General features: G+C 72.6%; 11 protein-coding genes and 1 pseudogene. 8 read left to right on the top strand and 4 right to left on the bottom strand.

Features of this window, described 5'->3' with window-relative positions:
• Window positions 1–1,277: glycerol-3-phosphate dehydrogenase/oxidase (locus ABD207_RS10785; protein ID WP_344011972.1), on the bottom strand; the 1,277-nt coding region annotated here is incomplete at its 3' end.
• Complete coding sequence (locus tag ABD207_RS10780) at window positions 1,274–1,873, bottom strand: TetR/AcrR family transcriptional regulator (RefSeq protein WP_344011971.1); 600 nt, start codon at window positions 1,871–1,873, stop codon at window positions 1,274–1,276. The genes ABD207_RS10780 and ABD207_RS10785, both read right to left, overlap by 4 nt.
• Before the next feature lie 72 nt (window positions 1,874–1,945).
• Here ABD207_RS10780 and ABD207_RS10775 point away from each other — a divergent pair, with 72 nt between their 5' ends.
• Entirely contained in the window at window positions 1,946–3,538 is a 1,593-nt protein-coding gene (locus ABD207_RS10775) for an FAD-binding oxidoreductase (protein WP_344011969.1), read from the top strand.
• Between the two features lie 63 nt (window positions 3,539–3,601).
• Window positions 3,602–4,483, top strand: coding sequence for a YegS/Rv2252/BmrU family lipid kinase (locus ABD207_RS10770; RefSeq protein WP_344011967.1), 882 nt, complete (start codon window positions 3,602–3,604; stop codon window positions 4,481–4,483).
• A gap of 54 nt (window positions 4,484–4,537) precedes the next feature.
• Here ABD207_RS10770 and ABD207_RS10765 read toward each other — a convergent pair whose 3' ends face one another.
• Complete coding sequence (locus ABD207_RS10765; RefSeq protein WP_344011966.1) at window positions 4,538–4,975, bottom strand: hypothetical protein; 438 nt, start codon at window positions 4,973–4,975, stop codon at window positions 4,538–4,540.
• 107 nt (window positions 4,976–5,082) lie between these two features.
• On the opposite strand from ABD207_RS10765, the gene ABD207_RS10760 reads away from it, so the two are divergent.
• From ABD207_RS10760 to katG, 5 genes are all read left to right on the top strand, one after another.
• Window positions 5,083–5,796, top strand: a complete 714-nt coding sequence (locus ABD207_RS10760) for a helix-turn-helix transcriptional regulator (RefSeq protein ID WP_344011965.1) — start codon at window positions 5,083–5,085, stop codon at window positions 5,794–5,796.
• Window positions 5,797–5,939: 143 nt separating this feature from the next.
• Window positions 5,940–7,781 carry a glycoside hydrolase family 15 protein gene (locus tag ABD207_RS10755; protein WP_344012056.1) on the top strand — a complete coding sequence of 614 codons (1,842 nt, stop codon included), beginning with the start codon at window positions 5,940–5,942 and terminating at the stop codon, window positions 7,779–7,781.
• Between the two features lie 170 nt (window positions 7,782–7,951).
• The gene (locus ABD207_RS10750; RefSeq protein WP_344011962.1) at window positions 7,952–8,341 is read left to right on the top strand and encodes a hypothetical protein; all 390 of its coding nucleotides are present in this window, start codon (window positions 7,952–7,954) and stop codon (window positions 8,339–8,341) included.
• Window positions 8,342–8,502: 161 nt separating this feature from the next.
• Complete coding sequence (locus ABD207_RS10745) at window positions 8,503–8,937, top strand: Fur family transcriptional regulator (protein ID WP_344011959.1); 435 nt, start codon at window positions 8,503–8,505, stop codon at window positions 8,935–8,937.
• A gap of 35 nt (window positions 8,938–8,972) precedes the next feature.
• A complete protein-coding gene (katG, locus tag ABD207_RS10740; protein WP_344011958.1) occupies window positions 8,973–11,204 on the top strand; it encodes a catalase/peroxidase HPI in 2,232 nt (743 codons plus the stop codon).
• A gap of 81 nt (window positions 11,205–11,285) precedes the next feature.
• Here the strand turns inward: katG and ABD207_RS10735 are convergent, their stop codons facing one another.
• Window positions 11,286–11,795, bottom strand: coding sequence for a hypothetical protein (locus ABD207_RS10735; RefSeq protein WP_344011957.1), 510 nt, complete (start codon window positions 11,793–11,795; stop codon window positions 11,286–11,288).
• 196 nt (window positions 11,796–11,991) lie between these two features.
• Here ABD207_RS10735 and ABD207_RS10730 point away from each other — a divergent pair.
• Window positions 11,992–12,223 (top strand): annotated as a pseudogene (locus tag ABD207_RS10730) (hypothetical protein); the annotation flags it as partial.

The following is a 12,223-nucleotide window of genomic DNA, read 5'->3' as shown; positions in this document are numbered from 1 at the left end:
GCGCCCACCAGCGGCAGCGAGGCGGTGACCGACCGCCCGGCGGGCAGCCGCCGTTGGCGCACCGCGGCGTCCACCGCGTCCTGCGCCATCCGCCGGTAGGTGGTGAGCTTGCCGCCCACGACGGTGACCACCCCGTCGGGGGAGGTGAGCACGGCGTGCCGCCGGGAGATGTCGGCGGTGCGCGGCGACGGGCCCGTGCCGCCGCCGGTGTCCAGCAGCGGGCGCAGCCCCGCGAACGCACCCACCACGTCCTCCCGGCGGACCGGCGCGTCCAGCACCGAGCCCAGCACGTCGAGCAGGAAGCCGACGTCGGACTCCGGGACCTCGGGCACGTCGGGGATGTCCCCATCCACCGGCTCGTCGGTCAGCCCGACGTAGACCCGGCCGTCGTCCTGCGGCAGCACCAGCACGAAGCGGTTGCTCTCGCCGGGGATCGGGATGTGCAGCCCGGCGGGCAGCGGGCCGAGGCACTCGGGCCGCAGCACCAGATGGGTGCCGCGGGACGGGCGGATCCGGATGCCGTCGACGAGCCCGCCCGCCCACACGCCGGTGGCGTTGATCACCGCACGGGCGCGGATCTCGCCCTCCTCGCCGGTGAGTTCGTCACGGACCCGGGCCCCGGAACCGGTCAGGGCGAGTGCCCGCACCCGGGTCAGGATGCGCGCCCCGCGCGCGGCGGCGGTGCGGGCGACGGCGGTCACCAGCCGGGCGTCGTCGGTGAGCCGGCCGTCCCAGGACAGCAGACCCCCGCGCAGCCCGTCCCCGCGCACCACGGGGGCCAGGTGCCGGGTCTCGACCGCGGACAGCCGGCGCGGCGGCGGCAGCGTCGCCCGCGCGGTGCGGGCCGCCAGGCGCAGCGTGTCACCGGCGTGGAAACCGGCCCGCGCCAGCGCCGCCTGCGCGCGCGAGACCAGGGGGGTGAGCGGCAGCACGAACGGCTGGGCGCCGACCAGATGGGGAGCGGTGCGCTCCATCAGCACCCCGCGCTCCACCGCGCTCTCGTGGGCGACGTCGAGCTGTGCGGAGGCGAGATAGCGCAGCCCGCCGTGGATCAGCTTGCTGCTGAACCGGGAGGTGCCGAAGGCCAGATCGTGCGCGTCGATCGCGGCCACGCTCAGACCGCGCGCCGCGGCGTCCAGGGCGACCCCGGCACCGGTGGCGCCCAGGCCGACGACCAGGACGTCCACGGCGGGACCGCCCACCGTCGCGGTCAGTTCACGGGCGCGCCGTGCGGCGGACAGGGAGGAGGCGGCGGGCGGGCCACTGGCGGGCGTCATGGGGTGAGGGTCCTCTCCAGGATGTGGCGCAGCTCCGCGAGGAAGGCCTCTTCGCCGAGCTCGGGGTCGTCCTCGTCGGTCATGGTCCGCAGGGACAGGGCGTAGGACTGGACGATCAGCAGCACCGACCGCGCCTGCCGCTCGGCCGGGACGGCACGCACCGAACCGTCGTCGTGCCCCTCGCGCAGCACACCGGCCAGCAGCTCCAGCAGGGCCTCCTGGCTCGCTCCGCGCCGGTCGAGGACGTAGGGCAGCAGCAGTTCGGGGTCCACGTCGACGATCTTGCGGAAGAGCGGGTGCTCCCGGAACGCGCGCACCCCCGCCACCAGCCCGTCCACGATCAGCGCGCGGGTGGTCACCCCCGGCCGGCGCTCCGGCATGGCGCCGGTGGCCACCGCGATCCACTCCCGGGTCATCAGGTCCCCGACCAGCGACCGCACATCGGGCCATCTCCGGTACAGCGTCATCCGGGAGACCCCGGCGCGGCGGGCCACGTCGGTGAGCGTGGTGCGGCGTACTCCGACGGCCAGGACGGCGTCGCGCACCGCGTCCAGCACCGCGTCGTTGCCCGAGCCGTTGTGACGAATAGGCGTCATGTGTCACAGTGTAACGCCACGTGAGGCCGTCGGGCGACGGCATCGCTCATTACGACGGTGAGGACGACAGTCATGGACATGCTGTGGAGCGGCTGGGGCGACCCGGCCAAGGCCACGCCGCTGCCCGGCACGGTGACCGGGCTGCTGCACGACCTGCTCGGCGTCAAGCCCCGCGAGGCCGCACCGCTCGCCCTCGAGGAGCTGACCGTTCCCGACCCCGGCCTCCCCCCGGCCGCACACCGCGCCCTCGCCGACGCCCTGGGCGGCGAGGAGCACGTGCGCACCGACCCGGAGACGCGCGTCCGGCACACCCGCGGCAAGTCCACCCCCGACCTGCTGCGCATCCGGGCCGGCGAACTCGACGACATCCCGGCGGCCGTGCTGCTGCCCGCCTCGCACGACGAGGTCGTCGCCGTCCTGCGGGCCTGCGCCGAACACCGCCTGCCGCTGGTCCCGTTCGGCGGCGGCACCTCCGTGGTCGGCGGCCTCGCCCCCGAACGGCGCGGCCCCTTCGTCGCCCTGGATCTCAGGCGGATGGACGCGCTGCTCGACCTCGACCCGGTCTCCCGCACCGCCACCCTGCAGCCAGGACTGCGCGCCCCGCGGGCCGAGGCGCTGCTCGCCGAGCACGGCTTCACCCTCGGCCACTTCCCCCAGTCCTTCGAGTGGGCCACCATCGGCGGCTTCGCCGCCACCCGCTCCAGCGGACAGGCCTCCGCCGGGTACGGCCGCTTCGACGAGATGGTCCTCTCCCTCACCCTCGCCACCCCCGAGGGCACCCTGGACACCGGCCGCGCCCCGCGCTCCGCCGCCGGCCCCGACCTGCGCCAGCTGATCCTCGGTTCGGAGGGAGCCTTCGGCGTCATCACCTCGGTGACGGTGCGCATCCGGCCCGTCCCCGAGACCCGCGTCTACGAGGGCTGGCGCTTCGCCTCCTTCGACGAGGGCGCCACCGCGCTGCGCCGGCTCGCCCAGGACGGACCCCGTCCCACGGTGCTGCGTCTGTCCGACGAGACCGAGACCCTGGTCGGCCTCGCCCAGCCCGACGCGATCGGCTCCGGCGGCCTGCAGTCCGCCGGATGCACGGCCGTCGCCGGCTACGAGGGCACCGCCGAGGACACCGCCCACCGCAGGGAACGCGCCGCGGCCGTGCTGCGCGAGTGCGGCGGCATCCCGCTCGGCGAGGAGCCGGGCGAGCGCTGGGCGCACGGCCGCTACTCGGCCCCGTATCTGCGCGACTCGCTGCTCGACGCCGGGGCGTTCGCCGAGACGCTGGAGACGGCCACCTTCTGGTCCCGCATCCCCGGGCTGTACACCGCCGTCCGCGACGCGCTCACGGCCACGCTCACCGAGGCCGGCACCCCGCCGCTGGTGATGTGCCACATCTCCCACGTCTACGAGAACGGCGCCTCGCTCTACTTCACCGTCGTCTCCGCCCAGGGCGAGGACCCGGTGGCCCACTGGACCCGGGCCAAGCACGCCGCCAACGAGGCGATCCTCGCCGCCGGCGGCACCATCAGCCACCACCACGGGGTCGGCACCGACCACCGCGACTGGTACGTCCGCGAGGCCGGCCCCCTCGGCATCGACGCCCTGCGTGCCGTGAAGAAGCGCCTCGACCCGGCCGGACTGCTCAACCCCGGCGTGCTGCTGCCCGCCGACTGAACCACCGACCGACCCACCGCCAGCCCCGTCACCCCACCTCGTCGGCCGCCCGGAGGCGCCCAGATGCGACAGTTCACCGCCGTCGTCAATCCCACCGCGGGCGGAGCCGGCTCAGCGGCTGCGCTGCTCGCCGTCGCCCGGCTGCTGCGCGAGGCCGGAGCCGGGCTGCGGACCGAGTACAGCCGCAGCCTCGACCACGCCCGGGACCTGGCCCGCGAGGCGGGGGAGCGGGGCGATGTCGTCCTCGCCGTGGGCGGCGACGGCATGGCCGGCGGCATCGGCGGCGCCCTCAGCGGGACCGGCGCCGTCCTCGGGCTCGTCCCGGCGGGCCGCGGCAACGACTTCGCCCGCGCCCTGGGGCTGCCGCACGACCCCGAGCCGCTCGCCCGCATCCTGCTGGAGAACGAGCCGCGGCTCGTGGACACCATCGAGGTCAGCTCCGCCGTCCACGACCGCACCGCCGTGCTCGGCAGCGTCTACGCCGGCGTGGACGCGCTCGCCAACCGCCACGCCAACCGCTCGACCGTCCTGAAGGGCTCCGCCTCCTACTACGCGGGCGGCCTGCGCGCCGTCACCACCTGGCGGGCCGCCCGCTACACCGTCACCGTCGACGGCGAGGAGCACCGCTTCACCGGCTACACCGTGGTCGCCGCCAACTCCGGCTACTACGGCTCCGGCCGTGTCATCGCCCCCGGCGCCCGGGTCGACGACGGCCTCCTCGACGTCGTGATGATCGAGGACGCCCCGAGGCGGCTCTTCTTCACCCTGATGAACGAGCTGAAGACCGGCGCCCACGTCCACCGGCCCCAGGTGCGGATCCTGCGCGGCCGCGAGATACGCATCGCCGCCGACCGAGACGTCCCCTACGGCGCCGACGGCGAGGTCGATGCCGTCCTCCCGGTCACGGCCCGGGTCCTGCCGGGGGCGCTGCGGGTGCTGTGCTGACAGCACCGGCCCGCAGGGGCACCGTTCGCGCCCTCCCCGCGCTCCCCGCATGTTTTACGCGTCCTGGACGCGGGGACCGTGGTAGCGCTGAGCCAGCCGGGCCAGCGCGACCGCGCCGAGGAGCAGGCCGAAGTCCCGCAGCGCGACGTCGTAGTAGCCGGAGTAGGTCAGCAGGTTGACGATGATGCCCGCCAGCCATCCGGCCACCAGCCAGCCGCCGAAGCGCGGCGCGAGCCCCACGACGACTCCGGCGACGATCTCGATCACGCCCACCGCGTACATGGCGGCCTGGGCGCTGCCCGGCACGACGTCGTCGAGCCACGGCGCCAGATAGCCCGGCCAGTCCGTGAGCAGATTGGCGAACTTGTCGAGCCCGAACAGGATCGGCGCCACCGTGAATCCGGTGCGCAGGATCACGAATGCCTGATAGCCGGGATCGGCGAGGGAGGCCCGCCGGGCCGCGGCCGGGGTGCTGCTGGTCGTGGAAGCCATGATCGACTCCTTCTGTCGCATTGCCGTCTTCTATAGACAGCTCTCATTGACAATAGAAACCCTCCCTCGTTCTTTAGTCAATGGCGATGGGTTTTACACTTGGCTGCGTGGACGACCAGACGGCACGGAACGACGCGGAACCCGCGGCGGACGGCACGCAGGCGGCGCGCGAGGCGGAGGTCTCCGCCATCGCCGCCCTGGGCGAGCCCACCCGCCGCAGGCTGTACGACTACGTGGTCCGCAGCCCCCGCCCCGTGGGCCGCGACGAGGCCGCCGCCGCTCTCGGCCTGGCCCGGCAGACCGCCGCCTTCCATCTGGACCGGCTGGCCGGCGAGTCGCTGCTCGACGTCGTCTACGAGCGCCGCAGCGGGCGCACCGGGCCCGGCGCCGGCCGGCCGGCGAAGCTCTACCGGCGCTCCGCCCGGCAGTTCACGGTCAGCCTCCCCGACCGCCGCTACGAACTCGCCGGACGCCTGCTCGCCCACGCCGTGGAGGAGTCCGCCGCCACCGGCGAACCGGTCCGCGACGTCCTGCACCGCAGGGCGGAGGAGTGCGGGCAGCGGCTGGCGGCGGAGAGCGCCGAGCGGGAGGTCGTGCCGCTGCTCGACCGGTACGGCTTCGAACCCCGGCGCGAGGGCGAGTCCGTGGTCCTCGGCAACTGCCCCTTCCACGCGCTGGCCCGCACCCACACCGAGACGGTCTGCGGCATGAACCTGCACCTGCTGCGCGGCGTCCTCGACGGCATCGGCGCCACCGGCTACCGGGCGCGCCTGGCACCCGAACCCGGCCGGTGCTGCGTCCGCCTGGACCCCGCCGCCTGAACGCCCTTCGTCTCTCGGGGCCCGCCGCGACCGGTGGCGCCCATGGCACCACCCTTTCCGGCTCCCGCGCCGATCCCGTTCCCCCTGCTTAGTCTGTTGCCAGGGGGCTCGCGGTGGATCACGCACCGGAAGGGCGGCGCCCGATGGACGACTACCCGCTGATCGAGAACCACGGCCTGATCGGCGATCTCCAGACGGCGGCGCTGGTGACCACCGACGGCAGCATCGACTGGTTCTGCGCCCCGAGGTTCGACTCGCCCAGCGTGTTCGGCTCCCTCCTCGACAAGGACAGGGGCGGGCGCTGCACCGTCCGGCCGCTGCACCAGACCTACGCGACCAAGCAGCTGTACCTGCCCGACACCGCCGTCCTGATCACCCGGTTCATGACCCAGGCCGGAGCCGGGGAAGTGATCGACTTCATGGTGGTCACCGGCACCTCCGTGACCGATCGTCACCGGCTGGTGCGCATGGTGCGCTGTGTGCGCGGCCGGATGATCTTCGAGGTGGTGGTGCAGCCGGGCTTCGACTACGGCCGCAAGCGGCACGTGATCAATCTCAGCGAGCACGGGGTCGTCTTCGCCTGCGAGGACGGTACGAGCCTCACGGTGCACCCGATCCGTGAACCCGACGACGCCCGGCTGCTGGACGCGGTGGCCGACCGGCAGGACGCCCTGCATTTCACCCTGACCCTGGAGGCGGGCCAGGAGCGCGGCGCGGTCCTGGAGTGGGGCGCCGAGGGCCCGCCGAGGGAGCTGCGGCTGGCGGAGTACCGGCAGCTGTTCGACGACACGGTCGCCTACTGGCGTTCCTGGCTGCGGCACTCCACGTACACCGGACGCTGGCGGGAGGCCGTGGAGCGCTCCGCGATCACCCTGAAGCTGATGACCTTCGCCCCGACCGGTGCCGTGGTGGCCGCCCCCACCGCCTCGCTCCCCGAACAGCTCGGCGGCGAGCGCAATTGGGACTACCGGTTCACCTGGATCCGGGACGCCTCCTTCTCCGTGTACGCGCTGCTCGGACTGGGCTTCACCGACGAGGCGAGGGCGTTCATCCGCTGGCTCGCCGACCGGGTGGCCGAACGCGCCGGGAAGCACGGCGACACCGGCCCGCTGAACGTCATGTACGCGGTGGACGGCTCCTCCGAGCTGGACGAAGTGGTGCTGCCGCATCTGGAGGGGTATGCGGGTTCCGCCCCGGTCCGCATCGGCAACGGCGCCGCCACCCAGCTCCAGCTGGACCTCTACGGCGAGGCGCTGGACTCCATCCACTTCGCCCACCGGCACGGGCTCCGGGTGGACCACCGCGGATGGGGCGCGCTGCGGACCGACCTCGACTGGCTGGCCGACCACTGGGACCAGGCCGAGGAGGGCCTGTGGGAGACCCGCGGCGGCCGCAAGGACTTCACCTACGGCCGGGTGATGTCCTGGGTGGCCTTCGACCGCGCCCTGCGCCTCGCCGAGTCCAGCGGCCGCCCGGCCGAGGCCGAGCGCTGGCGCCGGGCACGCGACGCCTGCTACGAGCAGGTCATGTCCAGGGGCTGGCACGAGGGGCGCCGCGCCTTCGTGCAGCACTACGCCAGTGACGTGCTGGACGCCTCGCTGCTGCGCATGGCGACGGTCGGGTTCCTCACCCCCGACGACCCCTGGTGGTCGTCGACCCTGAACGCCATGGAGGAGGAGCTGGTCAGCGACAGCCTGGTCTACCGCTACAACCCCGAGGCGTCGCCCGACGGACTGCGCGGCTCGGAGGGGACCTTCTCGCTCTGCACGTTCATGTACGTCGACGCCCTGGCACGGGCGGGACGGACCGACAAGGCGCGCCTGGTGTTCGAGAAGATGATGGGCTACGCCAACCACCTGGGCCTGTACTCGGAGGAGATCGCGCCCACGGGACGCCAACTGGGCAACTTCCCCCAGGCGTTCACCCATCTCGCCCTGATCGACGCGGCCATCACCCTGAACGCGATCCTCGACCGGGCGTCCTGAACGACTCGGTCCCCGGGACAGCGGCACGGAAGCTGCTGAGCGCGCACGCGGTCTCACTTGCGGTGTCAGTGCCTTCCTGCACAATGCGCGGCAGACAAGATCGACACCGGCTGCGCCGGGTAGACGGTCCTGGTACCCGCCGCAGAGAGCCGCAGAGAAAGGCCACCGTGATGCAGTCACTCCCGGGCCCCACCCCTGGCCCCGCCGGCTCCCGCAGAGGACCGGCCGGCCCCCTGACTGCAGCCGCCGCGGATGTGCTGCGCATCCTCCACGACACCGGTGCGCCGGTGTTCCTCACCGTGCACGCGGACGGGCGCCGCCGGTACCGCTACTGGCAGGAGTTCGATCCCCGTACCGGCCGCGGCAGCTGTTACGTCGCCCTGCCGACCGCCGAGTGCGAGGCGCTGCTCGCCGCAGGCCGGATCACTCTCGGCGAGCCGGTCGTCGACCCGGCGCGGACCACCTACCGAGTGCGCCCCGTACGCAAGCCCGCCGTGCCCGCACGCACCGTCCGCCCCCGCTCACCCCGGGCGCCCCGGTCGTCCCGGGCGGCCGCCTGAGCCGCACACGCACCGCTTCCGTCCGGCGTCACGGCGAAGGTTTCAGACGCATATGGGTGTAGTGTCCCTATTCTGGTGGTAGGTCGCCCGAGGAACGAGACCATATCTGGAACGGTTCGTACTCTGGAATTAATCGTGTCTAGGGCGATAGGTTCTGCCTCATGACCGCATCCCGGCTCACCACCGCCGACGAGTTGCGCGGCGCCGGCCTGCGTGCGACGGCCGCCCGTGTCGCGCTGCTCGACGCCGTCCGCGAGGGCGACCACCTCGGAGTCGAGGCCATCGCCACCCAGGTGCGCGGACGCATAGGACACGTGTCCCTGCAGGCGGTGTACGAGGGGCTGAACGCGCTCACCGATGCCGGTCTGATACGCCGGATCGAGCCGGCCGGCAGCCCCGCGCGGTACGAGGGCCGCGTCGGGGACAACCATCACCACCTCGTGTGCCGGTCCTGCGGCCGTGTCGCCGACGTCGACTGCGCCGTCGGCAGCGCGCCGTGTCTGACCGCCTCACAGGACCACGGCTTCACCGTCGACGAGGCCGAGGTCGTCTTCTGGGGCCTGTGCCCCGGCTGCAGCACTTCCCGCACGAGCTGAACTGCGCGAATCGTTTTCGCCCGGAAGGAATCCTGATGACCGAGAACCATGACGCGATCGTCACCGACGCGAAGGCGGAGGAGACAGGTGGCTGCCCGGTCGCGCACGGGCGCGCCCCCCACCCCACGCAGGGCGGCGGGAACCGCCAGTGGTGGCCGGACCGGCTCAACCTGAAGATCCTGGCCAAGAACCCGCCCGCCGCGAACCCGATGGGCGAGGACTTCGACTACGCCGCCGCGTTCCAGTCCCTGGACCTGCCGGCGGTCAAGCGTGACATCGCCGAGGTGCTGACCACCTCCCAGGACTGGTGGCCCGCCGACTTCGGCCACTACGGCCCGCTGATCGTCCGTATGGCCTGGCACAGCGCCGGTACGTACCGGATCCACGACGGCCGCGGCGGCGCCGGCTCCGGCCAGCAGCGGTTCGCCCCGCTCAACAGCTGGCCGGACAACGCCAACCTCGACAAGGCCCGCCGCCTGCTGTGGCCGGTGAAGAAGAAGTACGGCCGCAACCTGTCGTGGGCCGACCTGATGATCCTCTCCGGCAACGTCGCCCTCGAGATGATGGGCTTCAAGACCTTCGGCTTCGCGGGCGGACGCGAGGACGTGTGGGAGCCCGAGGAGGACGTGTACTGGGGTCCCGAGACCACCTGGCTCGACGACAAGCGCTACACCGGCGACCGCGAGCTGGAGGACCCGCTCGGTGCCGTCCAGATGGGTCTGATCTACGTCAACCCGGAGGGCCCGAACGGCAACCCGGACCCGATCGCCGCGGCCCGCGACATCCGTGAGACCTTCCGCCGGATGGCGATGAACGACGAGGAGACCGTCGCTCTCATCGCCGGCGGCCACACCTTCGGCAAGACCCACGGCGCCGGCCCCGCCGACCACGTCGGCCCCGACCCCGAGGCCGCGCCGATGGAGGAGCAGGGCCTGGGCTGGAAGAGCACCTACGGCACCGGCAAGGGCAAGGACGCCATCACCTCCGGCCTGGAGGTGACCTGGACCGAGACGCCCACCAAGTGGGACAACTCGTTCTTCAAGAACCTCTTCGAGTACGAGTACGAGCTCACCGAGTCCCCGGCCGGCGCCAAGCAGTGGGTCGCCAAGAACGCCGAGCCGATCATCCCGGACGCGCACGACCCGTCCAAGAAGCACCTGCCGACGATGCTCACCACGGACCTGTCGCTGCGCTTCGACCCGATCTACGAGCCGATCTCGCGCCGCTTCTACGAGAACCCGGACGAGTTCGCGGACGCCTTCGCCCGCGCCTGGTACAAGCTGACCCACCGCGACATGGGCCCGAAGGTGCGCTACCTCGGCCCGGAGGTGCCCGAGGAGACCCTGCTGTGGCAGGACCCGCTGCCGGAGTGGGAGGGCGATGTCATCAACTCCGATGACATCGCGGCGCTCAAGGGCAAGCTGCTCGACTCGGGCCTGACCGTCTCCCAGCTGGTCACCACCGCCTGGGCGTCGGCCTCCACCTTCCGCGGCAGCGACAAGCGGGGCGGCGCCAACGGTGCCCGCATCCGCCTGGAACCGCAGCGCAACTGGGAGGTCAACGACCCCGACCAGCTCGCGGTCGTGCTGCGCACCCTGGAGAACGTCCAGCAGGACTGGAACGCCGGGGCCGCGCGGAAGGTGTCCCTCGCCGACCTGATCGTCCTCGGTGGCTGCGCCGCGATCGAGCGGGCCGCCAAGGACGCCGGGTTCGACATCCAGGTGCCGTTCACCCCGGGCCGGGTCGACGCCACCGAGGAGCACACCGACGCGGAGTCCTTCGCCGCGCTGGAGCCGCGCGCCGACGGCTTCCGCAACTACCTGGGCAAGGGCAACCGGCTGACCGCCGAGTACCTGCTGCTCGACCGGGCCAACCTGCTCACCCTGAGCGCCCCCGAGATGACGGTCCTCGTCGGCGGCCTGCGGGTGCTGGGCGCCAACCACCAGCAGTCGCAGCTGGGCGTCTTCACCAAGACCCCGGGCGTGCTGACCAACGACTTCTTCGTCAACCTGCTCGACCTGGGCACGACGTGGAAGGCGACCTCCGAGGACCAGACCACCTTCGAGGGCCGTGACGCGGCCACCGGCGAGGTCAAGTGGGCGGGCAGCCGCGCCGACCTCGTCTTCGGCTCGAACTCCGAGCTGCGCGCACTGGCCGAGGTCTACGCCTGCGACGACGCCAAGGAGAAGTTCGTCCAGGACTTCGTCAAGGCGTGGGACAAGGTGATGAACCTCGACCGGTTCGACCTGGCCGACCGCCGCGCCTGATCCCCGCTCCACCGGAAGCGTCCGGGACGGCTCACGGGAGCCGTCCCGGACGCTTCGCGCGTCACCGGCCCTTCCGGCCGGTCAATGGGCGTACACCCGGCCGTCCTTGACCAGGTAGTGCACCGGGTCGGAGCAGCCGATGGACGGCGTGACCAACAGGCTCACCGTCAGCGGCGCAGGCTCGGTGCTCGCCGTCGAGAACTGGCAGACGGCCCCCTTGCCGGTGAGCGGATACCAGAACCAGCCGCCCACCTCGCCCACGGTCACCCGGTCCGACTCCTTCCAGGAGCCGCCGGACTTCTGGAAGACCTGCAGCCGCACGGAGGCGGCGTAGGGGTCCTCGGCGGACCGGAGCGCGGTGAGGGTGATCTTGTAGTCGTCGCCCAGCACGGACCGGGCGATCTGCTGCCGCTCCGTCTTCTGCGCGGACTTCTGCGACTGCGGTGCGGCACTGCCGGCACTGCCGGCACTACCGGCACCGCCGGTGCCGGCACCGGCGGCACCGGCACCGGCGGCACCGAGCCCCGCGGCCAGACAGAGGGTGAGCGCCGCGGCGGCGCCACGGCGAGTGCGCGAGCGGGTCGAGCTCATGAGGGTCCCCCGTCGAACGAGTCGAAATGATCGCTTTGCTGAGGAAGGTCGTGTTGCTCCCTTTCACTCAGAATGACCCTTCGCGCGGCTCGATGGTTGTACCCGTACGGCCCCGGGGAAGACTCGCCGCCGGAACAGCGAAGAATCCACCGATCGCCACCATCGGCCGGTCGGCACACGGGAAACGGGGGAGACAGTGGCCACGAACGCAACAACGACGAGGGACAGGACGCAGGAGACGGGTACGCATCGGCGCCGCGTCCCGGTCGTCCCGGTCGCGGCCCTCGCGGTACTGGCCGCCCTGACCCTGGCCGTGTCCGGCTGCGGCGGCCCGGACGACGCGAGGACCGAATCCTCCGACGCCCGCGGAGCATCCACCCCGGCCGACTCGGCCTCGCCGTCCGGCAGCCGGGACGGCGCCGCCGCCG

It is taken from the genome of Streptomyces thermospinosisporus (assembly GCF_039526425.1).
Classification (GTDB): Bacteria; Actinomycetota; Actinomycetes; order Streptomycetales; family Streptomycetaceae; genus Streptomyces; species Streptomyces thermocarboxydovorans.
Note: the sequence above shows the minus strand (reverse complement) of the source record. Positions and strands in the feature narration are given on the sequence as shown.